General features: G+C 66.3%; 22 protein-coding genes. 5 read left to right on the top strand and 17 right to left on the bottom strand.

Annotated elements, in window-relative coordinates; translation table 11 throughout:
* Positions 1 to 276: 276 nt before the first annotated feature.
* Positions 277 to 1,008 carry a FadR/GntR family transcriptional regulator gene (locus tag WBB14_RS28965; RefSeq protein WP_424242807.1) on the bottom strand — a complete coding sequence of 244 codons (732 nt, stop codon included), beginning with the start codon at positions 1,006 to 1,008 and terminating at the stop codon, positions 277 to 279.
* 198 nt (positions 1,009 to 1,206) lie between these two features.
* Here WBB14_RS28965 and WBB14_RS28960 point away from each other — a divergent pair, with 198 nt between their 5' ends.
* The 4 genes from WBB14_RS28960 to WBB14_RS28945 all read left to right on the top strand — a co-directional run bounded on the left by WBB14_RS28960 (position 1,207) and on the right by WBB14_RS28945 (position 5,760).
* Complete coding sequence (locus WBB14_RS28960) at positions 1,207 to 2,598, top strand: MFS transporter (RefSeq protein WP_424242806.1); 1,392 nt, start codon at positions 1,207 to 1,209, stop codon at positions 2,596 to 2,598.
* A gap of 396 nt (positions 2,599 to 2,994) precedes the next feature.
* Positions 2,995 to 3,747: a hypothetical protein gene (locus WBB14_RS28955; protein WP_424242805.1), complete on the top strand. Its 753-nt coding sequence runs from the start codon at positions 2,995 to 2,997 to the stop codon at positions 3,745 to 3,747.
* 130 nt (positions 3,748 to 3,877) lie between these two features.
* The gene (locus WBB14_RS28950; protein ID WP_424242804.1) at positions 3,878 to 5,221 is read left to right on the top strand and encodes a 3-phosphoshikimate 1-carboxyvinyltransferase; all 1,344 of its coding nucleotides are present in this window, start codon (positions 3,878 to 3,880) and stop codon (positions 5,219 to 5,221) included.
* 65 nt (positions 5,222 to 5,286) lie between these two features.
* Positions 5,287 to 5,760 (top strand): helix-turn-helix domain-containing protein, encoded by a 474-nt coding sequence (locus tag WBB14_RS28945; protein WP_424242803.1) that lies wholly within the window; start codon positions 5,287 to 5,289, stop codon positions 5,758 to 5,760.
* A 46-nt stretch (positions 5,761 to 5,806) separates the two neighbouring features.
* Here the strand turns inward: WBB14_RS28945 and WBB14_RS28940 are convergent, their stop codons facing one another.
* The 9 genes from WBB14_RS28940 to WBB14_RS28900 all read right to left on the bottom strand — a co-directional run bounded on the left by WBB14_RS28940 (position 5,807) and on the right by WBB14_RS28900 (position 17,254).
* Positions 5,807 to 6,970: an NAD(P)-dependent malic enzyme gene (locus WBB14_RS28940; RefSeq protein WP_424242802.1), complete on the bottom strand. Its 1,164-nt coding sequence runs from the start codon at positions 6,968 to 6,970 to the stop codon at positions 5,807 to 5,809.
* A 43-nt stretch (positions 6,971 to 7,013) separates the two neighbouring features.
* Positions 7,014 to 8,348 carry an ATP-grasp domain-containing protein gene (locus tag WBB14_RS28935; protein ID WP_424242801.1) on the bottom strand — a complete coding sequence of 445 codons (1,335 nt, stop codon included), beginning with the start codon at positions 8,346 to 8,348 and terminating at the stop codon, positions 7,014 to 7,016.
* 2 nt (positions 8,349 to 8,350) lie between these two features.
* Complete coding sequence (locus WBB14_RS28930; RefSeq protein ID WP_424242800.1) at positions 8,351 to 9,442, bottom strand: DUF1611 domain-containing protein; 1,092 nt, start codon at positions 9,440 to 9,442, stop codon at positions 8,351 to 8,353.
* Between the two features lie 34 nt (positions 9,443 to 9,476).
* The gene (locus WBB14_RS28925; protein WP_424242799.1) at positions 9,477 to 10,718 is read right to left on the bottom strand and encodes an ATP-grasp domain-containing protein; all 1,242 of its coding nucleotides are present in this window, start codon (positions 10,716 to 10,718) and stop codon (positions 9,477 to 9,479) included.
* Between the two features lie 22 nt (positions 10,719 to 10,740).
* Positions 10,741 to 11,625 (bottom strand): phytanoyl-CoA dioxygenase family protein, encoded by an 885-nt coding sequence (locus WBB14_RS28920; RefSeq protein WP_424242798.1) that lies wholly within the window; start codon positions 11,623 to 11,625, stop codon positions 10,741 to 10,743.
* A 146-nt stretch (positions 11,626 to 11,771) separates the two neighbouring features.
* Positions 11,772 to 14,198, bottom strand: coding sequence for a TonB-dependent siderophore receptor (locus tag WBB14_RS28915; protein ID WP_424242797.1), 2,427 nt, complete (start codon positions 14,196 to 14,198; stop codon positions 11,772 to 11,774).
* A gap of 93 nt (positions 14,199 to 14,291) precedes the next feature.
* On the bottom strand, positions 14,292 to 15,308 hold the full coding sequence (locus WBB14_RS28910; RefSeq protein ID WP_424242796.1) for a FecR family protein: 1,017 nt from the start codon (positions 15,306 to 15,308) through the stop codon (positions 14,292 to 14,294).
* Complete coding sequence (locus tag WBB14_RS28905) at positions 15,305 to 15,850, bottom strand: RNA polymerase sigma factor (RefSeq protein ID WP_424242795.1); 546 nt, start codon at positions 15,848 to 15,850, stop codon at positions 15,305 to 15,307. The genes WBB14_RS28910 and WBB14_RS28905 overlap by 4 nt, the downstream gene beginning before the upstream one ends.
* A gap of 183 nt (positions 15,851 to 16,033) precedes the next feature.
* The gene (locus tag WBB14_RS28900) at positions 16,034 to 17,254 is read right to left on the bottom strand and encodes an MFS transporter (RefSeq protein ID WP_424242794.1); all 1,221 of its coding nucleotides are present in this window, start codon (positions 17,252 to 17,254) and stop codon (positions 16,034 to 16,036) included.
* Between the two features lie 209 nt (positions 17,255 to 17,463).
* On the opposite strand from WBB14_RS28900, the gene WBB14_RS28895 reads away from it, so the two are divergent.
* Complete coding sequence (locus tag WBB14_RS28895; protein WP_424242793.1) at positions 17,464 to 18,405, top strand: LysR family transcriptional regulator; 942 nt, start codon at positions 17,464 to 17,466, stop codon at positions 18,403 to 18,405.
* Positions 18,406 to 18,416: 11 nt separating this feature from the next.
* Here the strand turns inward: WBB14_RS28895 and trxB are convergent, their stop codons facing one another.
* The 7 genes from trxB to WBB14_RS28860 form a co-directional block, all read right to left on the bottom strand.
* Entirely contained in the window at positions 18,417 to 19,382 is a 966-nt protein-coding gene (gene trxB / locus WBB14_RS28890) for a thioredoxin-disulfide reductase (RefSeq protein ID WP_424242792.1), read from the bottom strand.
* Positions 19,379 to 20,395 carry a Bug family tripartite tricarboxylate transporter substrate binding protein gene (locus WBB14_RS28885; protein ID WP_424242791.1) on the bottom strand — a complete coding sequence of 339 codons (1,017 nt, stop codon included), beginning with the start codon at positions 20,393 to 20,395 and terminating at the stop codon, positions 19,379 to 19,381. Before WBB14_RS28885 ends, trxB begins: the two co-directional genes overlap by 4 nt.
* 42 nt (positions 20,396 to 20,437) lie before the next feature.
* Positions 20,438 to 21,670 carry a CaiB/BaiF CoA transferase family protein gene (locus WBB14_RS28880; protein WP_424242790.1) on the bottom strand — a complete coding sequence of 411 codons (1,233 nt, stop codon included), beginning with the start codon at positions 21,668 to 21,670 and terminating at the stop codon, positions 20,438 to 20,440.
* A 67-nt stretch (positions 21,671 to 21,737) separates the two neighbouring features.
* Positions 21,738 to 22,316, bottom strand: coding sequence for a UGSC family (seleno)protein (locus tag WBB14_RS28875; protein ID WP_207473969.1), 579 nt, complete (start codon positions 22,314 to 22,316; stop codon positions 21,738 to 21,740).
* A gap of 35 nt (positions 22,317 to 22,351) precedes the next feature.
* Positions 22,352 to 23,464, bottom strand: coding sequence for a hypothetical protein (locus WBB14_RS28870; RefSeq protein WP_424242789.1), 1,113 nt, complete (start codon positions 23,462 to 23,464; stop codon positions 22,352 to 22,354).
* A gap of 135 nt (positions 23,465 to 23,599) precedes the next feature.
* A complete protein-coding gene (locus tag WBB14_RS28865; protein ID WP_424242788.1) occupies positions 23,600 to 24,019 on the bottom strand; it encodes a VOC family protein in 420 nt (139 codons plus the stop codon).
* 84 nt (positions 24,020 to 24,103) lie between these two features.
* Positions 24,104 to 24,679: acetyl-CoA carboxylase biotin carboxyl carrier protein subunit (locus WBB14_RS28860; protein ID WP_424242787.1), on the bottom strand; the 576-nt coding region annotated here is incomplete at its 5' end.

Below are 24,679 nucleotides of genomic sequence, written 5' to 3'. Positions count from 1 at the left end.
GGATCGGCGGCCATGGCGGCAGCGCTGCATACGGCGGTCAGGCCGGCGGCGAACAGGCTGGCCAGCGTGCTGCGCAGCAGGCGGGCGGCGCGGGAAGAAGTGGCTTGCGGACTCGTTTTCATGTTGGACGCATTTTCTTGTCGGCGTTCGATAAAAGACGCGCTACCGCGCAATCTGCGGCGCCATCTTAGTGGCCTGCCCTGGTTGGCGTCCGACAGCAGTTTGCCAATTGTGTCGGACTGCAATCGCGCGCCGGCCAGGTGCTGGTTTGGGAGATTAACGCCCTGCGGCGGGGCCGATGATTTCCAACTTCTGGACGTCCAGGCTCATGCGCCGGCCCGAGGCCAGCAAATGAGCGGCGGCGGCCTGCCGCGCGGCCTCGGGATCCTGGTCGCGGATGGCCTCGAACAGGCGCTGGTGTTCCTGCTGGGTGGACCGAGGGCCGCCAGCGAGACCGGCGGAATTTTGCCAGCCCATTTCGCGCACCTTCAGCAACTGGCATTCGATGAAGCTGCTGAAGGCCACCAGATAGGCGTTCCGGGTGGAACCGGCGATGGCGGCGTGGAAGTCGACGTCAGCCTTGGACGCTGCGGGATAGTCGTCGGCGTGTATTTCCATGCGCTTGAGCGCGTCGCGCATCCGGGCCAGGTCGGCGTTCTTGCGGCGCAGCGCGGCGGCTTCGGCAGCGGCGGTTTCCATCCAGAAGCGCAGTTCGAACAGCTGCGCCAGGTCCTTGGCCGAGGCGTCGCCGCGCGGCAGGCGGAACACGCGGCCGGCGGGGTTGGCGGCGACGTAGGCGCCTACGCCCTTGGTGGTGACGAGGATGCCATCGGCCTTCAGTTGCGAGACGGCCTCGCGGATCACCGGCCGGCTACAGCCCAGGGTCCGCGCCAGTTCCTGTTCGGCCGGCAGGCGCGAGGCGGGCGCGAAGCGGCCCTCGGCGATCTCCTTGCGCAGGGCCGCGATGACCTGGTCCACCAGCGTCAGCGGACGCTCGATAACGTGCATGTCTGCTTCCTATCCAAAGGCGAAACGACGCCGGCCTGTGGCGCCATGGCGTCATGATATCGCTTCGCCCGGGGACCGGGCGCGGCCCCGTTGCATGTTGAATTATGCCTTGCTATGCTGTCTTACAGCCTGACAACTTAACGCCTTTTCCGCGCCCAGGTACGGCCGTATCCGCCATGCGCCAAGGAGCCGTCCCGCATGCCGCCTTCCCCTGAAAGCACTCAGGCGTTGCCGCAAATCGAAGACGGCCTGCCGGGCCGTCAAAGGCTCTGGGCGGTCTCCACGCTCATCCTGGGCAGCGCGATCGCCACGCTCGATACTTCCATCGCCAATACCGCGTTGCCGACCATCTCGGCGGACCTGCGCACCACGCCGGACGCCTCGATTTGGATCATCAACGCCTACCAGATCGCGATGGTCGCCACGCTGCTACCATTCGCCGCGCTGGGCGACCTGGTCGGTCATCGGCGCGTCTACCTGTATGGCCTGCTGGTGTTCACGCTGGCGTCGCTGGCCTGCGGCGTGGCGGACTCACTGCCGATGCTGACGGCGGCGCGCGTGCTGCAAGGCGTGGGCGCGTCTGGCATCCTCGGCGTGGGCACTGCGCTGATACGGTTGACGTTTCCCCACAGCCAGATCGGCCGTGCGCAAGGTATCAACGCATTTACGGTGGCAGTGTTCTATGTCGTGGGGCCGTCGGTGGCGTCGGCCGTGCTGGCGGTCAGCACCTGGCACTGGCTGTTCCTGATCAATATTCCGCTTGGGGCGCTGGCCATGGCGATGGCCTGGCGCACGTTGCCGTACAACGCGCCGCGCAAGACGCCGCCGCGTTTCGACGGCGTGGCGGCGGTGCTGCTGGGTGCGACCTTCGCGCTGGCTGTGCTGGCGCTGGGCGATGCTGCCCATCATGCCGGCTGGGGGCGCATCCTGCCCGAAGCCGCCGCCGCGGCGTTGTGCTGCGCCTTGCTGCTGCGCCGGCAACGCGGGCATCCCGCGCCCATGCTGCCGGTCGATCTATTCCGCCGACCGCTGTTCGCAATGTCGGTGGCTACGTCCGTGCTGTCCTACGCGGCGCAAGGCCTGGCGCTGGTGGCGCTGCCGTTCCTGTTCCAGATGAGCCTCGGGCGGTCCGATGTGCAGACCGGCTTGCTGCTGACCGCATGGCCGATCGTGGTGGCGGTGACCGCGCCGCTGGCAGGCTTTCTGTCCGAACGCCATTCGGTGGCGTTGCTGGGCGGCGCCGGGCTGCTGGTGTTATGCATCGGCATGGTGCTGATGGCGTTGTTGCCGGCGCAGGCCTCGAATGCCGACATCATCTGGCGGCTGGCGGTGTGCGGCGCGGGCTTCGGGTTCTTTCAATCGCCCAACCTGAAGGCCTTGACGACGAGCGCGCCGGCCGAGCGCAGCGGCGCGGCAAGCGGCATCATTCCCACCGCTCGCCTGATCGGGCAGGCAACGGGCGCGGCGCTGGTGGCTGCCTGCTTCACCTTGGTTGGGGCGGACGGCGCCCATGCCGCGTTGTGGATCGGCGCCGTGTTGGGCGGCGTTGCGTGTGTCGTGAGTTTTCTACGGATTCTTGCACGGGAATGACGCAGAGCGATGGCGCGCGTACGACGCAAGGAATGCGTTGCAGCCATGCGCAAAGAAGCCGTTGACATCGTGCGTACGCCTATACCTATGGATAGCTTTTCCGCCCAGATAGGACGCCTATCATGTGTCATGCGATTGGACTAGTCAGCCATCGAGAGCAGATTTTCAGCGTTGCAGGCAGTGCATGTTCCGTGCCCGCCAACGGCTGTCCCGCTTCCAGAGAATGGCATCGGATCCACCGCGACAGTCCCATCTCGTCCCGGCAAGTACAGCGTTGCACCCTTGTGCGCCCTTCAGCGGCGTGGGGCCGGAAGGTCGGCTCCAGGGAAATCCGCCGGTCCATGCGATAAGCCATACATCGTCACGTTGCATCTCCAGTCATCCACGGAGCCACACATGAATCGAGTGCGTCATTCCGGCATACAGCATCCCACTCCCTACTTCGATGAAGCGGAAGGTCTCAAGCGCAAAGCCAAGATCGACCGCTACCTGGACAAGAAGATGGAGGAGTGGCGGCAGACCATCCCATACGCGTCCCATATGAAAGACAGCAATATCAATATGGCGTACTACCGTCGTACCTTGATCGAGCACATCTGGCGCATCCGCTTGTCACGAGCCAGCCAATCCAAGGCGATCTACAAGATCGCCCAGATTTCACCCTCGGCCGCGCAAGACTACGCGCACTACCAGGCCGACGAGATGCTGCACGACAAGCTGTACATCCATGACTGCGACGCGGCCGGGGTGACGATGGACGAGGTACTCCAAACCGAGCCGTACCTGTCGACACGGCTGTTCGAGGGGTTCTTCTACTACACGCTGGAACATGAGCATCCCATGGCGCCGGTGGTGTCGAACTACCTGGTCGAGTACACCCAGGCCAAGCTGCAGCCCGACATCGTCAAGAACCTGCGCGCCACGTTGGGCCACGACATGGTCAAAGGTCAGGAGGCCCATCTGACGGTCGATACGCGCGACGACCATTCGATGGAAATGTGGAAGATCCTGAACCAGCTCATCCTGAGCGAAGACGACTACAACGCCGTCTTCAAGTACATCGACGATGTCCAGGCCATCCTGGCGATGTTCTTCCGCGAGATCTATGAGGACACGGTGCAGCGGCCGGCCGAGAAGGCCGCCGCCTGACAAGGCGCATGACCTAACCCCGAGCGGCGCGCCCCGGCAGGCGCGGCCGCGGGGCCGGTGGCGTTGGCCGGCGCGCTCGGGGAACCGTTGCCGCAGAGCCCTGTCAGCCTTCAACTTACGTGGAGAAAGCATGTATCTACGCGTCGAACCGATCAAGCAACTGGGCACCCGGATGAGCGTCCCGGCGTCGAAGCCCGAAACCCAACGCGCCATCCTCGCCGCCACCTTGGCCGATGGCACGTCCATCATCAGAAATGACCTGCGCTGCACCGAGACCGAGACCATGAAGATCGCCTGTTGCCAGCTCGGGGCGCGCTTCGAGGAGGCCGGCGATTCCCTCTTCATCACCGGTACTGGCGGGCGCTTCGCATCGGGCATCGAGGTCATCGATGCCAAAGGGTCGGGCCTGGTGTTCCGCACGATGATGGCGTTGAGCTGCATGAAAGCGACCCCGACCATCCTGACGGGCGACGCAACCTTGCGCCGCAGGGTGATGCAGCCGCTGCTGGACGGTCTGCGGCATCTGGGAGCGAGCTTCACCTACCTGGGTGATGACGGCAAGGCGCCGGTGATCAACTGGGGGGCGTCGCTGAGTGGCAAGCATTGCCGGCTGGCGGGCGACATCAGCTCGCAGTTCATCACCGCGATCCTGATGGCGGCTCCCTTGACCCGGCATGGCATCAGCCTGGGCGTGACGCCGCCGGTGCTGTCGCAGTCCTACCTGGCGCAAACGGTGGATACGCTGCGCCGTTGCGGTATCGAGGCGCGGGTCAACGCCGATTACACGCAGTATCACGTCGGGCCGGGGGCGTACCAGCCCTTCGAGACCCGCATCAACGCCGACTACACCTCGCTGTCCTACCTGCTGATGGCGTGTACGCTCTTTCCGGCCCGTTATCGCATCGGGGGTATCGAGGAACAGACGCTGCAGGGCGAAAAGCTGTTCGCGGATATCGTGCAGTCGTTGGGCGTGCGGCTGCACTACGACGCCGGCACGCTGCACGTCGACAGTACCGCCGTGCGCCTGGAGGGCAGCTACAGCTTCGACGTGCGCAATGGTCCCAATGTCATTCCCACGTTGGTGGCGCTGAGCCTGTTCGTGCGCGGCACGTTCACCGTGACGGGGGGCTCGGTGACGCGCTTCCACAAGTCGTCGCGGGTGGAATCGATGATCGGCGAGGTGCGCAAACTGGGCGCCGATATCGAGATGATCCGCAACGCCGAGGGCCATATCGACGGCTTCGTCACGCAAGGCCGGCCGCAGTACGCTGGCGGGGCGATGCTAAGCAGCCGCGGCGACCACCGTAATTTCATGTCCTTGTTCGTCGCATCGCTACGCTGCGAGGAAGCTTGCCACCTCGATGGCTACGCTGACGTGATCTGTTCCTTTCCTGACTTCATCGACCAGTTCCGAGGCTTGGGCGTTTCCTGCGCCACGGCCAGGCAGTATTACCTGGAAGCGGCCGATGAGTAGCGCATCGCAGGCGGCGCCGCCTGCGACTTGAACGCAACTTCGTAAAGGCGATGTGGGAGGTACACGTGGCCAGACAAATCAAGCTCTACACGAATGCGATACATGGCTGCCCGCCGGACGAACCGGCGCAGCCCGGCGATGCCCCCGAAGACGCGGAACGTCGCGGCGCTCCGCGCGACCATGGCGAGCCCGAGCCCGATCAGGACGCGGAGGCTGGCCCCGCCTTTGTTCCCCTGTCGTCCCGTCAGCAGCAGATACTCCAGTACATCATCGAAGGGCGTCAGAACAAGACCATCGCCGATTTGCTCGGCATCGAATTGGTGACGGTAAAGATGCATGTCGGCTTGCTGTTCAAGAAGCTAGGCGTGACCAACCGGACCATGGCGGCGGTACGGGGCGTGGAGTTGCTGAGCGTTGTCGAGGGAGTCGGCTCTCGGTATTACAGCCGCGGCCATCGCGGCGCCAAGGTACGCGCGGGTTCGGATGACTATGCACTGCCGGCGCGTGCGCAGCAGACGGCGTTGCTCGACCAGTCCTGAGGGATCGCCGGGCCGTCTGATCGGACGGCGTCCGGCATGCGCGCCCTCACGCTGCCGCGATCACCGCGGCAGCGACCGACGGCATCACCAGTTCGTCGAAGATATCGGGGATGATGCGTCCGGAATCCAGTGCGGCGGCGTCGACCAGTCCGGCCAGGGCGTAGACTGCCGCGCATTTCATCGCATCGGTAAAACGCGCGGCGCCGCTGTTGAGCACGCCCTTGAACAGGCCTGGGTATGCCAGGCCGCCGTCGATCTGGTTGGGCAAGTCGCTGCGGCCGGTGGCGATGATGGCGGCCAGGCCAGCTACCTCGCTGGGCAGGATCTCGGGGTTGGGGTTGGCCAGCGCGAAGATGATCGGGTCGCGCGCCATCCGCGCCACATCCTCCGCGGTGACGACCTTGGGGCCGGAGACGCCCAGGAAAACGTCGGCGCCGGCCATGATCTCGCGCAGGCTGCCGGTTTCCTGCAACGGGTTGGTATGCGCGGCGAACCAGGCCTTGGCGGGATTCAGGTCGGCGCGCTTGCGGTGGATGGCCCCGGTCCGGTCGCAGGCGATCAGGCGCCGCACGCCCAGGCTCAGGAAGATCTTGGCGCAGCCGGTGCCTGCGGCGCCTGCGCCCACCATCACCACCTTGATCTGGTCCAGGCGCTTGCCGACCCGCTTCAGGGCATTGATCAGCGCGGCGCCCGCCGAGATGGCGGTGGCGTGTTGGTCGTCGTGCAGCACCGGGATCTGCAGCTCGCGGTGCAGCGCGTCCTCGATCGCGAAGCAGCGCGGCGCCGAAATGTCTTCCAACATGATGGCGCCGAAGCCGGGCGCGATGCGCCGCACCGTGTCGATGATTTCGCCGCTGTGCGTGGTGTCCAGGCAGATCGGGATGGCGTTGATGCCGGCGAAACGCTTGAATACCAGCGCCTTGCCCTCCATGACCGGCAAGGCGGCCTTTGGACCGACGTCACCGATGCCGGATACGGCGGTGCCGTCGGTGACGATGGCCACCGTATTCTGGCGCATGGTGTAGCGCCCGAGCAGTGTAGGGTCGCGCTGGATCGCGGCGGCCACGTAGGCGAAGCCGGGCGTATAGGCGCGCGCCAGATCCTCGCGCGAGTCGATGGCGACGCGGCCGCAGACTTCCAGCTTGCCGCCCAGATGGACGGCGAAGGCGGGATGCGTCAGGTCTTGCTGTGGCAACAAGGCTTCGGTCATGAGTCGTCTCCCAACGGTGGGGTCGAGCAGAGGCGAGGCTGGGTCATATCCCTTGGGCAGCCTGATAGGTGATGCGGAAGTTCTCGCCCGATTCGCGGTCAATGGATTCGACCGCTGCAGCCAGCGCGGCTCGGTCGACCTGCCAGAGCGCGTCCATCACGCAGATGGCGCGGTCGGAATCCTCGAGGCGCGTGCCGGGTTGGACATGGAACTCCAACAGGTCCGGCGCATGTGCGCCCGTGTCGTAAGCGATGGAATCCACGACGGCCCCCTTTTTTCCGTACTTGCTGATGAAGACGACCGCGCGGCGATCGTCGAAGCGGTCCAGGCGATCGAGCTGCGCCACGCGGTCGGCCTGCGCGTGGAACGTCGCAATGTCGCCCGGTTCGCGGGCCAGCAGGGCTTGCAGCCACAGGTCGAGGATGGACGCGCCCGTGACGCGCTTGGTGCTGGCGTTGATCAGGCTGCCGCCCATGCGGGGATTGATCTCGATAATCTCCCAACGTCGCCGGGCTTCCCAATATTTCATTTCGACGTGAAACGCGCCTTCGGTCAGCCCTATCCGCGTCAGGCATTCGGATACGAAGCGCTCGCCTTCGCGCAGCGTGTCGACGGGTAGCGAGATCGGTGGCGATATCGACATGCTTTCCAGCGTCGTGCGCGGCAGGCGTTCGACCCGCGCCTTTTCGTGGACGCAGAGAACGCGCGGCCGGCCGGCCGCGGCTACGATTTCGTAGCTGAATTCCGGGCCTTCGATGTATTCCTCGGCGAAGAAGTCGTGGCGGCCCATGAAGATCGCCGCCAATTTTCCGTCCTTCAGCATCTGCGCCTGCATCGCCGGTACGTCTGCCAGGTCGTCGCGGTTCTCGAGGATGAAGCAGCCGAACGAGGCCGCGCCGCGCACGGGCTTGATGAACCACTTGCGCTGAGGATCCAGGCCGGCGGCATCGGCATTGCTGCCGGCCGGAATCAAGCGGCAAGTGGTGGCGCTCAGCCCGTGCATCAGCAGAAATTCGCGACAGCGATGCTTGTGCAGCGCCAGTTCCAGCGCCGCCAGCGGCGCGTCGGCCGCGCCGAAGGCCTGGTTCAGCCCGGCCATGAACAGGCGGTAGCCTTCGAAGGTGGCGATGGCTGCCAGGAAGCGGTAGCCTCGCTGTTCCAGTTGCGCCACGCCTGCCTGCACGTCGTCTTGGGATAGTTCGGGAGCATCGCCTGCGACCCAGGCGTCCAGCAGCGGCAGGTTGCGTTCCAGCACCGCCATGTCCGCAGGACGGGAGCTGATGGCGACCAACGCGATGCCGCGCGCGGCCAGCTGCTGGTGCAGTTCGGCGGTAAAGGAATTGCCCTGGTGCATCAGGAGCAGCACGGCATTCTTCATGGTCAGACCTCGGCCGGCTGTTCGCGCCTTGGCAGGCTGCGCTGGCAGGCTTGCAGGGCATCGACCAGGATGGCGGCGCTTTCGCGACACGGGTCCACCACCGGCAGGCCGGTCTCCTGTTCGAGCTGCTTGGCCTGCGCGCGGTAGTCCGCGTCGCTGACGCCGGCGCTGTTGACGCTGATGGCCACCACCTTGGCTGGGCGTTCGAATACGGTCAGCGCTTCGTTCAGGCGGATCAGTTCGGGGATCGGCCGCAGCGGGGTGTTCCAGACCTTGGTGCGTTCCAGCCCGAGCCGGTGACAGAACACCAACGCATGCGGCAGGCCGCCGTGCAGCAGGGCCAGGGCGATGCCGCTGGCGCCGATGTGGTTGAGGGAGCCCTGCCCCTCCAGCACCACCCAGTCGTTGCCCTGAGCGGCGTCCAGCACCACCTTTTCGGCGGCGCCTGCGACGAAGTCGCTGGGGATGCAGTCGACTACGATGCCCGCGCCGGAGATCAGCATGCCGGTCTGGCCTGTTGCCGCGAAGCCCGTGGCGATGCCGCGGCGCGTGGCTTCCCGGGTGATTTCCAGGGCCGTGGTCTTCTTGCCGATATTGGAATCGCTGCCGCAGGTATGCACCACGAAGCATGGCAGGTCCAGCACCCGCGCCTTGTTCAGTTCCAGCGGCACCGGCTCCTTGGTCTCCCAGATGGTGATGCCGGTCTGGTCCGCGGCCTGCGCCAGGTCCGGATCGGCGCGCAGCCTGAAGTGGATGCAGTTGATGACGTGCATGCCATTGAGTATCGCGGTCTTGATGGGCGCCTTCCAGGCGGGCGGCAATTGCGCCGAATGCAGGCCCTTGCCGATCACCAGCACCTCGGGCCTGAACGCCAGGGCGCTTTCCATGTCCTTGACGATGGGGATGTCGCCGCCCCAGCCGATCACATCCTGCACACGCTTTCCCGCCTGCGTGCTGTCGATCACGGCCAGGCAGTTTTCAGGGCGATAACGCAGGAACGAGGCTGCGACCTTGCTGGTGAACAATCCGAAGCAGCCTTCCGCGAACACCACGCAAGGCCTGGCAAGCAATTCAGCATGAGAAAGCGTGTCCATTCAAATCTCCCAAAGGTGGTTGCCGGAGCTGGGCTCAGGCGGGCAGAGTCTTCAGTACGTACCGCTGTTTGATGGCGTCCAGCGCGGCCAGCACCTGGGCCTCGTCTTCTCCCTCGACCAGGAACCGGCCGCCCTGCATGTGCGTGTAGCCGCCGCCCGTGTCCTTGAGGAGTTGTTCGGGCGCGGGGATGAGCTCGCGATACAGGCCGGGCACGGCGCCGATCAGCGAGTTGACCGACACCACCCTGCGCGGCAACGGCCGCGGTCGGGGAAATGTGATCCAGCCGGCCGTCCTGGCCGCCGCGGGCAGGCTGGGGCGGGCCGGCTGGCCCAGCATCACATCGATCCACAGCTGGAACAGATTGACGCCGTAGGCGCGGTGGATGGTGTACGGCACATCGGCGCCCGGCACGCGCGCGCCCACCTCCAGGAAGACCAGCTCGCCGTCGCGGTGGAACAGTTCCAGGTGGAAGGCGGAGCCGCGCAGTTGCAGCGCTCGCAGGCAGGCGAGCGCGTAGGCCTTGCACTGCTCGGCCAGTGGCGTGTCGCGCTGGATCACCGAGCCCAGCGGCTGGCCGCCAGTCTCGAAACCCAGACAGGACGAGATGTAGCGGCTGGCGCAGATAAAGGGGCAGTCGCCGGCCAGGTCGATGACGCCGTCGACATGGAGAATGTCGCCGTCGATGTACTCCTCGATCTCATGGCCGGCCAGATCCGTGGCTTGCAGGAAGGCCGCTAGCTGCTCGGGCGAGTCGATCCGGCGCACGCCTTTGCTGGATGCGCCGCGCACCGGTTTGATGATCAGCGGAAAGCCCAGTTCCCCGGCCCGCGCGGTGACCTGGGCGGCATTCCTGCAGAGGTACCAGCGCGGCACGCGCAGGTTCGCCGCGTCCAGGATGCGCTTCATGGTGGTCTTGTCGCGGAATCGGTCCGCCTGCTCGGGCGTGTGACCGGCGATGCCGAGCCGCGCGCGGATCGCCGCCGCCGTGTCGAGCAGGTACTCGGAGCAGGCGAAGACGTGTGTGATGGGGCCGTGCAGGGCGGCCAGGCGCGCCGCGTGCGCGGTGGCATCGGTGGCGTTGCCTAGATCGTCAGCGACCCTGACGCGCGAGCTGTCGACCGAGGCCGGCAGCCCGATCGTCCCTTCCGGGTCGCACAAGTAAGAGACGTCGCAGTCCGCTGGAATGATCTCGTCATAGCGGCACAGTTCGTGGTCCCACATCGGGCCGCCCCGGTTTTGGGGCCAGCGGTTGAGTACCAGGATATGCGGTTTCACGCCGGTCTCCTTGGGGGCGAGATCAGACCCGAGTGGCGTAGCCGCTGGCGCGGGTGTGTAGTTCTTCCTTGAGCAGGTGCTCGCCCTGTTGCAGGGCGTACAGCGAGTTGAACGCCTTGGCGGCGATCGGCAGCGGGTAGCGGCCGCCCTCCATCGTCACTTCGGCGCGGTTGCGGCCGCGCAGCAGGTAGACGTCCGGCTCGTTGTGCGCGGCGTGCGGGCCGAAATAGATCGGCAGCGCGTCGGCGGCGCGATAGGCCGGGATGAAGACGCGGCGGTACTGGTCGGAGTGGTTGGCGTCGGACCGGTGCAGCACCTTGCAGTGCAGGAAGACGACTGTGCCGGCCTTGCCGGCGGCCACTACTTCCTGGCACCCGGATGGCAGGTTGGCGGGACTGACCTTGCCGCGGAAAGCGCCGTCCTCGGTATGGTCATAGACGCTGGCCTTGTGGGAACCGGCCAGCAGCCGCAGACAGCCGTTGTCTTCGGTGGCGTCGTCCAGGTAGGTCAGGCAGGCCACCAGCTTGGAATTGGTATGCGGGTAGTACGAGAAATCCTGGTGCCATTCCACCGGGGAACCGATGCGCGGTCCCTTCATGTTGAGCTTGCTGTGATGAAAGACGATATCGGGTCCGATCAATGACTCCAGGCGATCGAGCAGGCGCGCGTCTTCCTGGGTCCGGCGGAATGCCTCGTGTTTCTTGGATGGTTGCCAGATGCGGCGGATGATGCGCGCATCGCCGGGTTCCAGTTCGGCGATCTGGCGCAGATCGGAGGCGTTGGCGACGACCGCGTCGATGGCGCTTCGCATCGAGGCAACGGCGTCACGGTCGAACAAGCCGTGGACGACGAGGAATCCGTCTTGTTCGAAAGCCGTGGTTTCTTCACTGGACAGGTGATGGGACATGGGCTTCTCCTTATGCGGATCGTGCGCGTTTCGGCGGGAAAGGCGCTTCCATGTGCCCATGATATCGACGGCTTTTGCGCGCCAATAGATAGACGTAGGTAGGTATCGGTGTGCGGCTCGCCGGCGCGAGCCGCACACTGATCGAATCAGTACCTTGCCCTCAGGTTCAGCATCACGCTGCGCGGTTCGCCGTAGTAGTTCGATCCAAAGGCGGCCCATACACGCTGGTAGTAGACCTTGTCGAACAGGTTGTTCACCGTCAGCGTGCCTTCCAGATGCTTGTTGAAGCGATAGCCGGCTTGCGCGGACACGGTGGTGTAGGGGCGCTGTTCGAACTTCACCGGGCCGTTCAGGCGGTACATGCTGCTGACGCTGCGCAGTCCCGCGCCCAGCGACAGGCCTTCCAGCGTGCCGGTGGCGAAGGTGTACTTGGTCCACAGATTGAAGGTGTGGCGTGGCGTGATGAAGGCGTATTGCTGCGACTTCTGCTCGTCCGTGCCCTTCAAAGTCTTGGTGGTGGTGTAGGCGTAGCCGGCGGTGATGTCCCAGCCCGGCGCGGGGCTGCCGCTGATTTCCGCTTCGAAACCCTGGCTGCGCATCTTTCCTGCGGCCATGGAGAACAGCGGATTGTCCGGGTCCGTCATGGCGCGGTTCTCGTCTTCCATGCGGAACAGCGCGGCGTGGCCGTTCAGGCGCTTGTCCAGGAATTCGCCCTTCAGGCCGATTTCGAATTGCTTGCCGGTGCGCGGATCCAGCAGTTGGCCGTTTACGTCGGTGGTGGTCTGCGGCGTGAAGATGCTGGTGTAGCTGGCGTAGGCCGACAACTGTTCGTTCAGGTCCACCACCAGGCCCAGGTACGGTGTGAACTTGCCGTTGATCTTGCTGCTGGTATTGGTGAACTGGTTGAAGTAGGCGTTGCGGTTCTGCGTGTGGTTTTCCCACCAGGTAAAACGGCCGCCGGCGATGATGGTGGCGGCGTCGGTCACGCGCAGATTGGTGCGCGCATACAGGCCGTACTGGTCGGTCTTGCTGTCGTTGCCGTTGGTGTACTGGTAGTCGGGCTTGGGGATGTTGTTGTTGGGGTGGTAGAGGTTGGTGTCGGCGTTGTCGCCGCCGCCGTAGCGGAAGTTCTTGTGGGTGTTGCGGTAGTCGGCGCCCACGGTCAGTTCGTGCTGGCGGCCGAAGGCCTCGAAGGGCGTGGCTACGAAGGCGTCGAGGCCGTAGGTCTTCCAGTGGCTGCGATACTTCCAGCTGACGAGGCAGGTGTCGCCGGTGATCGGGTCCACGGCGCAATCGGACCAGCCGAATTCGCGGCTGGGCTCGTCCTGTTCGCGGTAGATGCCGCTGACCTTGATGCGGCCGCCGTTGGCCAGGCGGTGGTCCACGTCGGCGAAGTACTCGGTGACTTCTTCAGTGATGTGGTTCCAGCTGGGGTCCAGGTTGGTGGAGCGGCGCACGTCCAGCAAGCGGCCGTCGGTGTAGCCGGGCAGGCCGAAGAAGGGGCGGCCTTTGTATTGCTGGTACGTGGCGCCGGCGGTCAAGATGGTGTCGGGCGTTAGATCGAAGCTCAGGGTGCCGTAGAACAGCGGCTTTTCGGTGTACACGCCGTCGACGAAGGATTTGCGGTCGTCATAGGACGCCACCAGGCGGCCGCGCAGGCGACCGTCGCTGTCCAGCGGGCCGGTGATGTCGGCCTCGGTGTAGTACCGATCCCAGGAACCCGTCATGACTTGGCCGCTGAAGGCGAATTCCTTTTGCGCGCGCTTGCGCACCAGGTTCACGGTGCCGCCGGGATCGCCCGCGCCCTGGTACAGGCCCGAGGGGCCGCGCAGCACTTCGATGTGGTCGTAGATGGCCAGCCCGAAGCCCGAGGACAGGTCGTTGCCGGTGCTGGCGGGCGTGTTCACGCCGTCGACCTGGATGGTGTCCAGCGCATACCCGCGCGAGTAGAAGTTGCCATGGTTGCCGCCGATGCTGCCGGCTTCCACCGTGATGCCGGTGACGGTGCGCATGGCGTCGTCCAGGTTGGTCAGGTTCTGGTCGTCCAGCAGTTGGCGCGTCACCACCGAGACCGATTGCGGGATCTCGCGCAGGCTTTGCGCGTTCTTGCCGATGGTGACGGCGGGGGATGTGTAGGACCCCGTGCCTTCGGTGACGGTGAGGTCGCGGCCGGTGACCGTCACGGGCGCCAGCGTGGTGGCGTCGGTGGAGGATGGGTCGGCCGGCCGCCGCACCACGAAGCCCGAGCCGCTGGGTACGGCGACCAGCCCGCTGCGCGCCAGCAGGCGGTTCAACGCGACCTGCGGCGTCATGGCGCCGGATACTGCGGGGGCGCTCAGGCCGGCCACCGTGTCGGGGCTGAACAGCACCTGCAGCTGCGCCTGCCGGCCCAGCGCCACCAGCGCGTCGGCCAGGTTGCCGGCGGGCAGGTCGAAGGTTTGCGCGGCCGCGCCTTGCGCGTGCGCGGCGGATGGCGCCAGCGCCTGTACCGCGAAGGCGGCAGTCATGGACAGCGCGCACAGCAGCGCGTAACGGCCGGCGCTTAGCCGACGATGAAAATGGCGTTGCGCCATGGACTTTCCCCAGTCTGGAAGTGGATCTTCAACTGGGGAAGACGCGCCAGCCGCCAAAACCCGAACCTGTTTAATTAAAAATAATTCTTATCTTCAGCGGCTGCTGATCACCGCGGCGCCATCCGACCGCCGGCTTACCGTCACCGGCAGCAGGCCGGGCAGCATGTCCAGGACCGCGTCGGGCTGGCGCAGATCCAGCGTGCCGGACAGGCGCAACCCGCGGGCGCGCTCGTCGGCGAATCGCAGCGGCGTGTCGCGGTACAGGGCCAGGTAGCCCGCCAGCTGTTGCAAGGTGGCGTCGTGCATCACCGCCACGCCGCCCTGCCAGGCGCCGATCTCGCTGGCGGGCACCTGCTGGCGGCGCAACAGGCGCGCGTCGGCGCGCGATAGCAGTACTGTGTCGCCGGCGCGCAGTGTCTGCGTGGGCGGGGCATTCTCGCCCTTGGCGCCGAGCCTGACTTCGCCGCTGCGCACGCCGACCTGCAGCACGTCGGGCAGCAGCAGCACGTTGAACTCGGTGCCGATGTCGCGCAGTTCCGCATCGCCCGCGGCCACGATCAGCGGCCGACGGTCGGGTGCGGCATCGATGTAGACCTCGCCGCCGTCGACGCGGATGTGGCGTTCGGCCAGGGTGTAGCGCACGCTCACGCGCGTGCCGACGTTGGCGTGCAGCCGTGTGCCGTCCGGCAGGTCCAGGTTGCGGGTCTGGGTGGATGCATTGGCCACGGATTCGTAGCTGACGGGCATGTATTGGTAGACGGCAGCCGCCACCAGCAGCATCGCGGCCAGCGCGCCGCCCCAGCGCTGGAAGGCCGGGCGGCGAGCGGGCGCGGGCATTGCGCCGGGCTGGGGCCGGCCGCGCGGCGGGACGTGAGTGTGCATCGGCGTCTGATCGTGTGTCCGCGTCGGCGCGGAGTCCGGCCGCGGCAGCGCCGCCATGTCCTCCCACACCAGTTCCAGCCGCTCGTACTCCCGCCGGTGCGCGGATGACGCTTGCAGCCACGCCTGGAAAGCCTGTTCGGCGCCGGCATCGGACGCGCGTTCCCGGCGGCGCATGAACCATGCGCTCGCGGCCTCTTCGACAGCGGATAAAGGTAGGGATCGGGTCATGGCGTTTCGCCGTGGACACGGCGCTTGCAGTGCGCCAGCGCCAGTTGCAGATGCTTCTCTACCGCCCGCACGGTGATGCCCATGTGGTCGGCAATGTCCTCGCAGCGGAGCTCATCATACCGATATAGCAGGAAGGCCTCGCGCTGGCGCGGGGGCATCTCGTCGATAGCGGCCTGCAACAGCCGCAGGCGCTGGCTGGCGTCCGCGCGCGCCTCGGGCTGCAGGCCGGCGGGCGCGGCCAGGCCCACGGCGGTGGGTTCGAAACCTTGGTCGTCCAGGCTGGCCACCACATGCTCGTCGCGCACGCTCTCGCGACGCCAGTGGTCGCGCAACAGGTTGCGGGCGATCTCGTACAGATAGGCGCGCGGCTTCTCTGGCGGCTCGGCGCCGTCATGCGTTGCCAGCCACTTGGCGAAGGTCTCCTGCGCCAAATCCTGGGCGGCCTCGGGCGAACGCTTGAGCTGCCGGTTCAGGAAACCGACCAGCTCCGCGTTCCATGCCTTGTACGCCTCGGCGATGACGCCGAAGAACCGCTCCCCCATGATGCCCCTGTCGATGTCTGGCGCCCGGTTCTGCGGCCGGGGCGCGTAGGCATGGCTTGATCAAATGATAATGATTCTTATTGTATCAAGATTATCAAGTGCTGCCGCGGGGGATCTGTGCAGCGCTATCTCTAGGCGGAATTGGTCGATGGCTTCGATGCACCGTGCAACACGCGTATGGGCTCAGGGCGCGTGCAAGCTCCTGAGCTTCCTCAGTTCCGGAAACCACCGCATCCACAACCCCGCCACGGCGATGGTGCCTACCCCCCCGATCACCACCGCAGGCACCGCGCCGAACGCCGCGGCCATGACGCCGGATTCGAATTCGCCCAACTGGTTCGAGGCGCCGATGAATAGTGTGTTCACGGCGCTGACGCGGCCCAGCATGTGATCGGGTGTGTTCAGCTGCACTAGGGATGAACGCACCACTACGCTGACCGCGTCCGCCGCGCCCAGCAGTACCAGCGCGCCGACGGACAGCGGGATCGAGGTCGACAGGCCGAACACCGTGGTGGCCAGCCCGAACACGATCAGCGCGCCGAACAGCAGGCGGCCCACATGTTCGCCCAGGCTCAGGCGGGCCAGGGTCAGGGACATCAAGGCAGCGCCGCAGGCGGGGGCGGCGCGCAGCGCGCCCAGCGCCCAGGGGCCGGCGTTCAGGATGTCCTTGGCGAAGATGGGCAGGAGCGCTGTGGCCCCGCCCAGCAGCACGGCGAACAGGTCCAGCGACAAGGTGCCCAGCAGCAGGCGGCGCTGGAAGATGAAGGTGATGCCGGCGAACAGCGTGCGCCAGGTGGTCGGCTCCTTGCGCGGGGGCGCGCGTTCGATGACGAGCGTGGCGATAGACGCGAAGGCGGACAGGTAGAGCGCCGCCGCCACGCAATAGATCCACCCTGCTCCCAGCCCGTAGCCGACGCCGCCCAGCGCGGGGCCGGCGATCTGCGCGATCTGCCCGCCGGATGAAGCCAGCGCGGTCGCGCGCGGCAGCCATTCGCGCGGCACCACTGCCGGGATCAGCGTGGCCAGGGTCGGCGCTTCAAAGGCGCGGGCCGAACTCATGATGATGATGGTGGCGTAGATCAGCGTCTTGCCGCCCACGCCATGCAACGCCGCGATGGCCAGCACCAGCGTGGCCAGCGCCTCCAGCGCCATGCATATGGCCACGATCTTGCGGCGGTCGTAGCGGTCGGCCACATGGCCCACTACCAGTGTCAGTGCCGCCATGGGCAGGAACTGCGCCAGGCCGATCAGGCCCAGATCCAGGGCGCTGCCGCTCAGCGCATAGATCTGCCAACCCACAGCGACCGAGACGATCTGGAAGGCCAGCGACGCGCCGATGCGCGCGAACAGGTAATGCAGGAAGGCGGGACGTTGAAGCGGACTGGGAGAGTCGGGGGCGGGCATGAGGGATGGCGCTTGGGGCGCGTGACGGGCGCCGGACCCCGCATTCTAGGGATAAGTCGCTGACGGGAAACTAAGAGCCTGCCAGCAGACGAGTTTCGGAAATCCCGTTTGTGTCTGAAGATAGAGCCTCCCATTCATGCGCAAGGCGGATGCGTGAAATCTATAATTCCGATTCCTGCATAAATCGACCCGCACAGGGAAAACCACCCATGGCTACGCTTCCCGATCTGAGTTCGCGCGAATTGCAGGCGATCAGCACCGTCGCCGAGTGCGGCAGTTTCGTCGCCGCCGCGCTGACGCTGAACATCTCGCAACCCGCGCTCACGCGCACGGTGCAGCGCGTGGAGAAGGCCTTGGGCGTCGAGCTGTTCCATCGTTCCACCCGCCGTGTTGAAACCACGCCAGCGGGCCTGGAGTTCGTGTCGCTGGCGAACCGCATGCTGTCCGACCTGCGCATTTCCTACGAGAACATGCGCGAGATTTCGGATGAACAGCGTGGCCGCAGCATCGTGTCCGCGGTGATGTCGGTGGCCTACACGCAGCTGCCCGGCATCGTCGCCCGCTACCGCGAATCTCGGCCCCGCATCGAACTGCAAATCCGCGAGGGCGTGCACGGCACCGTGCTGGACGATGTGCGCAGCGGCGTGGCCGACATGGGCATTACCTACATCGACGAAGTGCCGGGCGATTTTTCGGTGGTGTCGCTGGGCCGCGAAGCCTTTCACGTGGTGATGCCGCGCAAGCATCCGCTGTCAACGCAAGGCGGCGTGACGCTGGAGCAGCTGGCGCCGTACGCGCTGGTTTCTCTACCGCGCGAAGCGCAGACACGCCGCCTGATCGACAGCCATGCATCGATTGCGGGCGTGCCGTTGCGGCACGCGGTCACGGTCAGCCAGTTCGCCACCGTGATGCAATGCGTCTGGGCCGGCGTGGGCATTGCCATCGTGCCGGGCGGCGCGGTGCCGGCCGCGCTGAGCGCGGACCTGGTGGCGCGGCCGCTGACCAAACCTGAGCTGAGCCAGGCTATCGGCGTGGTGTTTCTCAAGGAGCGCGGCCTGACTCCCAGCGCCAGCGGCTTCCTGGCTCAATTGCGCAGCGATTGGGTGCAGGTGGTTGCGCCCGCGCGCCGCGGCCGCCGCAACGGCGCATAGAGCAACTGGCCTCAGGCCGCCGACTGTTCCAGGAAGCGCTGCGCGTCCAGCGCGGCCATGCAACCGCTGCCGGCGCTGGTGATGGCTTGTCGGTACACGGTGTCCTGTACGTCGCCAGCGGCGAATACGCCGCCTACGCTGGTCATGGTGGCGAGTCCCTTGCGTCCCGCTTGCGTCACGATGTAGCCATCCTCCAGCGCAAGCTGGCCTTCGAACAGCTCCGTGCTGGGACGATGGCCGATGGCGACAAAGCACCCGCTCACCTCCAGATCCACGCAACTTCCGTCGGCCAGGTGCCGGACGCGCACGCCCGTCACGCCGCCTGCGTCGCCCAGCACCTCGTCCAACACACTGTCCAGCTTCAACCGGATCAGGCCTTGTTCGACCTTGGCCTTGAGTTTGTCCAACATGATGGCCTCGGCGCGGAAGGCGCCACGCCTGTGGATGAGCGTTACGGAACGGGCGATGTTCGACAGGTACAGCGCTTCCTCGATCGCCGTGTTGCCGCCGCCCACCACGCATACGTCGCGGCCGCGATGGAAGAAGCCGTCGCAGGTGGCGCAGCCGGACACGCCCCGGCCCATGTAGGCCTGTTCGGAGTCCAGTCCCAGATAGCGCGCGACCGCGCCTGTTGCCACGATCAAGGCGTCGCAGGTATAGGTCGCGCGTTCGCCGCGCAAGGTGAAGGGTCGCTGCGACAGGTCCACGCTTTGCACGTGGTCGGCGATGACCTCGGTGCCGAAGCGCAGCGCATGGTCCTGGAATCGCTGCATCAGGTCGGGGCCCTGCACGCCGTGCACGTCGGCGGGCCAGTTGTCGACATCGGTGGTGGTCATGAGCTGGCCGCCCCGCGCCATGCCCGCGATCAGCACCGGGTTCAGATTGGCGCGTGCGGCATAGACGGCGGCGGCGTAGCCCGCCGGTCCGGAACCCAGGATGAGCAGCCGCGCATGGCGGTGGGAGTCGATGGCGCTCATTGCAGCCGGATCCCCGCCAGCCGCACGATCTCGGCATAGCGCTGCGCCTCGGACCGGCAATAGGCATCGAAGTGTTCCGGCGTATCGCCCACCGGCATGGCCTGTGCGTCGGCCAGGCGCGCGCGCACGTCGGGTTGTTGCAGCACCGCATTCACTTGCTGGTAGATGCGCGCGACCAGTTCCGGCGGCGTTTGCGCTGGCGCCCACATGCCGTACCAGGTGGTCAGGTTGACGCCTGGATAGCCCAATTCGGCAAAGGTGGGCACGTCTGGCAGCGCGGCCACGCGTTGATCCGAAGTGACCGCCAGCGCGCGCAGCTTGCCGCCCTTGACCAGGCTGATGGATGACGGCATCGAGTCCAGCATGTAGGTGACCTGGCCGCCGATCACGTCGGTCAGCGCCGGCGCGCTGCCTTTGTAGGGGATGTGTGTGACATCGAGCTTGGCCGCCGCCTTGAACACCTCTCCGGCCAGATGCCCGGGCGTGCCGTTGCTGGACGAGGCGAAGTTGTGGCGGCCGGGTTGCGAGCGCACCAGCGCAACCAGGTCGGCGACCGAGCGCACCGGTGAATTGGCGCTGATCACCAGCTGGATGGGCGTGGAGGCCAGATTGGTGATGCCGCGGAAATCCTTGAGCGGATCATGCGACATGTTGGCGTAGAGCGCCGGGTTGACCAGCTGGCCAGAGACATTGATCAGCAGCACGTAGCCATCCGGCGCCGCCTTGGCCACGGCGTCCGCGCCTATCATGCCGCTGGCGCCGGGCCGGTTGTCGATGACGACCGATTGCCCCAGCTTGTCGGCCAGCGTTGCGGCGACGATGCGGCCCACGATGTCGGTGGGGCCGCCGGGCGGATAGGGAATGACGACGCGCAACGGCTTGGACGGGTAGCCGGACGAGGCCAGCGCCCGGGCGCCGCCGCAGAGCGTGCCCAGGGTTGCGCCGGCGGCTCCGATCAACAGGCGGCGTCTGAGCGGGTTTGAGGGGTCCTGCGCCAGAAGGCATGGTTCCATGGTTTGTCTCCCTAGTCTCATTCTTGTGTAAGGCACAGCTACTCAGGATGCGGCGGCTATCGCGCCGTTGCGCCGCAGTTCGGCGAGCGCCTCTGGCGCCAGTCCCAGCATGTCGCGCAGGACCGGTTCCGTATGGGCGCCCAGTACAGGAGGCGCGCTGCGGTACTCCACAGGCGTGCCCGACAGATGCAACGGATTGCCGACCAGTTCGGCGCAGCCCGATTGCGCGTCGGGCATAGGCACGCGCATGCCGCGTTGCAGAACTTGCGGATCGGCGAATACTTCAGCCAGGCCGTTGATGGGGCCGCAAGGCACGCCCAGCGCTTCAAGCGTGGCCAGCCAGTGCGCGCTGGGCTGCTCCGCCATCTGCGCCTGGATTTGCGGAATCAGCGTGTCGCGCGACGCCAACCGCGCCGTGTTGGTGGCGTAGCGCGGATCGTCCGCCAGGTCCGGTCGGCCGATGGCGCCGCAAAAGCGGCGGAATTGCGCGTCGTTGCCCACGGTGACGATGACGTGGCCGTCGCGGGTGGCGAAGTCCTGGTATGGCACGATGTTGGGGTGGGCGTTGCCCAGGCGCGCAGGTTCGCAGCCGCTGGCCAGGAAGTTCATGGCCTGGTTCGCCAGCGCGGCCACCTGCACGTCCAGCAGGGCCACGTCGACGTGCTGCCCCTCGCCCGTGCGGTCGCGATGCGCCAGTGCCGCCTGGATGCCGGCGGTGGCGTACAGGCCGGTCAGGATGTCCGTCAGCGCCACGCCGACCTTCAAGGGACCGGCGCCGGGCTGGCCGTCGCCTCGGCCGGTGATGCTCATCAGGCCGCCCATGCCCTGGATCAGGAAGTCGTAGCCCGGCCGGTTGGCATAGGGGCCGTCCTGGCCGAAGCCGGTGATGGAGCAATACACCAGCCCGGGATGGCCGCGCCTGAGCGTGTCGTAGTCCAGGCCATAGGCCTGCAGACCGCCCACCTTGAAGTTCTCGATCAGCACGTCGCATTGCGCGGCCAGCGCCGCTACCAGCCGCTGGCCGTCGGACGTGGCGATGTCGACCGCCACGGACTTCTTGTTGCGGTTGGCGCCGGCGAAGTAAGCCGACTGCGCCACGTCGCCCCATTGCGGGTCGCTGATCCACGGCGGGCCCCAGCCGCGTGTGTCATCGCCCTGGCCGGGCCGCTCGATCTTGATGACCTCCGCGCCCAGATCCGCAAGCAGCTGGCTGGCCCAGGGGCCCGCCAACACGCGCGAAAGGTCCAGCACCCGCAAATGCGATAGTGCGCCCATCGATCTGTCTCCCGTTGTCGCCGCGCCGTCGGCGGCGGCGCCCAAGACGCCGCCTTGGCGGCCGCTGTTATTGCAGCTCTACCCGGACCTGCATCGGCGCCTTCGTACCCAGCCACACCTGCTGCGCCTGTTCCTTGATCTGGACGACGCGCTGCGCCACTTCTTCGGCGGTGATGGAACTGACCGGGTGCGCGATCACGACGGGCTCCAGCGCCTTCATGCCGATGGCCTGCCGCGTCAACTCCGTCTCGCGGGCGAACTCGGTCGTGATGATGACGGCGCTGGGAACACCCAGCCGCTCCAGCGCGATCGAGTCGCGCACGCAGGCCGAGCAGCAGGAGCCGCAATCGCCGATGGCGGTCAGCACCACGTCGTTCTCGGCCGCGATGCGCTCGATCAGCTCGGGCGCAGCATCCTTGGAGAAGCTGTGCTTGACGTAGTAGTTCACCTCGGCGAATTCGATGTCCTCGCCCAAGGCCGCTGCCGCGCCGCGCAGCAGCTTGTTGGCGTTCCATTTGGAGTTGTCGAGGATGCCCAGCCGCAATCCGGCCAGGTGCTTCTTGCGCGCCGATACCGGCACGTCTTCGAAGCGCAGCGCGCCGCGCGGGTCGTACACCGCGACTTTTTCCCCATTGTTCATCAACATTTCCAATCTCCTGGTTGTCGGTTCCGGATGCCGTCTCAGATGGCGCAGGCGCCGCTGGTGCAATCGCCGCTGTCGGCGTTGGCGCCATCGATGGCGCGCAGCACGGGCGTGCTCATATGCCCCCAGCCCGGTATCAGCACGGAAAAACGGCCGGCCTCGCCGCCCATCACGAACAGATGGATATGGTCGGGGCTGTGCACGATGGGGATGCGGGTGTCGTCGTTGCGCTTGTAGTACTTGGGCAGGTTGCGGTTGTAGACCTTGCCGTAGCGGTGGCCGTAAGCCAGGTCGATGAAGCGGTTGCCGTGATTGACGTACAGGTAGTTGCGTACGTCGGCGCGCGACCAGCCGTGTTTGCCGATGGTCTGCGCGTGTTCCAGGCCCAGCACCACGGCGATGTGGCCGCCCAGCACCGCGCTGTTGGACGCGATGGTGCTCATGGCCGAACACATGGTGTCGAGGATGCCCTCGGGGTCGTTGGAGATGTGATTCGTCACGCTGTGTGGCGCCTCGGCCGCCATGGCGAACACCGTGGAGTCTTCGGCCTTGTAGCCGTGTTCCACGTGATAGGGCGCCAACGGGCTCTGCTGCTCGTTCTCGCAGACGCAGTAGGTGTACTTGCCGGGATGCCCCAGCGTGCTCTTGTCCAGGTCTCCCGGCCAGCCGCCGCCCACGTTCAACATGATCAGGCGCAGGGCCCGGCCGATGGTGGCGTTGGCGCGGTTGCCGGAGCCGAACGCGTTGACGCCGCCGTTCATGCCGATCTCGCGGGCGATCGGCCCGTTCACGATCAACAGGGGCGCGGCCACATGCGTGGTGGCCTGCACGCCGTTCAGGTTGAAGGCTTGATCGGTGACGGCCTTTACCGCTGCCAGCACCACCGGCGCGTACTCGGGCTTGCAGCCGGCCATCACCATGTTGATGGCCAGCACTTCGCGCGTCAGCTCGCCCCAGCGCGGCGCCACCCGCGCTTCGACGAAGCTGGCATCGCCGCCCAGCCGGGCCACGATCTCGTCGATCTTCTCCTGGGTCGGCGGGACGACCGGCAACCCGTCCGTGAAGCCGCGCTCGTAGTAGTACTCGACCAGGTCCACGCCGGCCGGCACCATGTTTGCCGGCGATGCCTTCGCTTGCAGAACCGCACTCATCAGAATCTCCTCGTGGCTGTCGAATGACGTTACGAGGAGGATAGGAGTCCTTGCTTATTTATAACAAGAACAATCTATTTCTATAAATGATTGCGGAAAACGCATAAATCACGCGAAGCTCGGACGCGCCTGCCGCTACGCCTTGGGCCAGTAAGTCCCGAAGCTCCACAAATTGCCTTCCGGATCGCGGCAGGCGAATTCGCGGCTGCCATAGGCCGTGTCGTACGGTGGGGTTTCGATGGTGGCGCCGCTGGCCTGGACCTGCGCGTGCAGGGCGTCCGGATCGTCCACGGCCAGATACAGCGCATCGGTGCGGCGTCCTTGCAGGTCGCCCACCAGCTTGCCATGGGCGTCGTCGCGGTCCGGGCCCAGCATCAAGAGGGAGCTGCCGTAGGCCAGTTCCGCATGCTGCACAGTGCCGTCGTCGCGGTAGACGGCATGCTCGGTGAATCCCAGCACGCCGGTAAGCCAGCGCAGCATCGCCTCCGCGTCGCGGCAGCGCAGGGTTGGAAACAGGCGGGGCGCCGCCGATTCGGATGGCATTGAACTCATCATGGGTACTCCCGTGGATAAGCAGGAGCGCCCATGATGAACCCGCGGCCGGCGGGACGGGTGACGATTTTGTTACTGCGCGCCTGGCTACTCGCCGATGGCGACCAGCTCGGCCCCTTCCGTCACCTGATCGCCCACGCCGTAGAAGACTTCCGTCACCTTGCCGTCGGCGGGCGCGGAAATGGTGTGTTCCATCTTCATGGCTTCCATCACCAGCAGAGGCTGACCTTTTTCCACGGTGTCGCCGGCCTTGACCGAGATCGAGATGATCTTGCCGGGCATGGGGGCGGTGAGGCCGCCGCCGTGTTCGCCCTGGGTGTCCTGCGAATGCGCGAGCGGATCGTACAGGTCCAGCACGTGCACGCCGGCCTCGCCGAAGACGTGGGCGCGGTCGGCGTGCAGCACGACCGTGCCGGCGCTTTCATGGCCGTCCAGCGTGATGCGCAGGCCATAGGCCAGGTTGGGGTTGGCGCTGGCGTGGGCGCGCCATAGGAAGGCTTGCGGGTCCGCGCCGCTGTCCAGGGTCCAGGCGCCGCCCTGGCGGGCCACGGTGACGCGGCGGGCTTCGCCGTTGTCCACCCATTGCAGCTGGCGCTGGTAGCGGTTGCCCAGGCGCCAGCCGTCGCGCGCGTCCCAGGGGTCGGCGGGCAGCTTGCCGGCGGT

The organism is Achromobacter sp., from assembly GCF_049647645.1.
GTDB lineage: Bacteria > Pseudomonadota > Gammaproteobacteria > Burkholderiales > Burkholderiaceae_B > Achromobacter.
The sequence above is the reverse complement of the archived record's forward strand: the minus strand, read 5'-3'. Positions and strand labels throughout refer to the sequence as shown.

What these genes read in the sequence shown, in the direction of transcription:
- WBB14_RS28870 (WP_424242789.1), bottom strand. Translation starts at nt 23,464, where the DNA reads ATGAGTGCGGTTCTGCAAGCGAAGGCATCGCCGGCAAACATGGTGCCG.
- WBB14_RS28950 (WP_424242804.1), top strand. Translation starts at nt 3,878, where the DNA reads ATGTATCTACGCGTCGAACCGATCAAGCAACTGGGCACCCGGATGAGC.
- WBB14_RS28915 (WP_424242797.1), bottom strand. Translation starts at nt 14,198, where the DNA reads ATGGCGCAACGCCATTTTCATCGTCGGCTAAGCGCCGGCCGTTACGCG.
- trxB (WP_424242792.1), bottom strand. Translation starts at nt 19,382, where the DNA reads ATGAGCGCCATCGACTCCCACCGCCATGCGCGGCTGCTCATCCTGGGT.
- WBB14_RS28930 (WP_424242800.1), bottom strand. Translation starts at nt 9,442, where the DNA reads ATGGACACGCTTTCTCATGCTGAATTGCTTGCCAGGCCTTGCGTGGTG.
- WBB14_RS28935 (WP_424242801.1), bottom strand. Translation starts at nt 8,348, where the DNA reads ATGAAGAATGCCGTGCTGCTCCTGATGCACCAGGGCAATTCCTTTACC.
- WBB14_RS28895 (WP_424242793.1), top strand. Translation starts at nt 17,464, where the DNA reads ATGGCTACGCTTCCCGATCTGAGTTCGCGCGAATTGCAGGCGATCAGC.
- WBB14_RS28965 (WP_424242807.1), bottom strand. Translation starts at nt 1,008, where the DNA reads ATGCACGTTATCGAGCGTCCGCTGACGCTGGTGGACCAGGTCATCGCG.
- WBB14_RS28960 (WP_424242806.1), top strand. Translation starts at nt 1,207, where the DNA reads ATGCCGCCTTCCCCTGAAAGCACTCAGGCGTTGCCGCAAATCGAAGAC.
- WBB14_RS28940 (WP_424242802.1), bottom strand. Translation starts at nt 6,970, where the DNA reads ATGACCGAAGCCTTGTTGCCACAGCAAGACCTGACGCATCCCGCCTTC.
- WBB14_RS28900 (WP_424242794.1), bottom strand. Translation starts at nt 17,254, where the DNA reads ATGCCCGCCCCCGACTCTCCCAGTCCGCTTCAACGTCCCGCCTTCCTG.
- WBB14_RS28885 (WP_424242791.1), bottom strand. Translation starts at nt 20,395, where the DNA reads ATGGAACCATGCCTTCTGGCGCAGGACCCCTCAAACCCGCTCAGACGC.
- WBB14_RS28920 (WP_424242798.1), bottom strand. Translation starts at nt 11,625, where the DNA reads ATGTCCCATCACCTGTCCAGTGAAGAAACCACGGCTTTCGAACAAGAC.
- WBB14_RS28865 (WP_424242788.1), bottom strand. Translation starts at nt 24,019, where the DNA reads ATGATGAGTTCAATGCCATCCGAATCGGCGGCGCCCCGCCTGTTTCCA.
- WBB14_RS28875 (WP_207473969.1), bottom strand. Translation starts at nt 22,316, where the DNA reads ATGTTGATGAACAATGGGGAAAAAGTCGCGGTGTACGACCCGCGCGGC.
- WBB14_RS28955 (WP_424242805.1), top strand. Translation starts at nt 2,995, where the DNA reads ATGAATCGAGTGCGTCATTCCGGCATACAGCATCCCACTCCCTACTTC.
- WBB14_RS28905 (WP_424242795.1), bottom strand. Translation starts at nt 15,850, where the DNA reads ATGGGGGAGCGGTTCTTCGGCGTCATCGCCGAGGCGTACAAGGCATGG.
- WBB14_RS28910 (WP_424242796.1), bottom strand. Translation starts at nt 15,308, where the DNA reads ATGACCCGATCCCTACCTTTATCCGCTGTCGAAGAGGCCGCGAGCGCA.
- WBB14_RS28880 (WP_424242790.1), bottom strand. Translation starts at nt 21,670, where the DNA reads ATGGGCGCACTATCGCATTTGCGGGTGCTGGACCTTTCGCGCGTGTTG.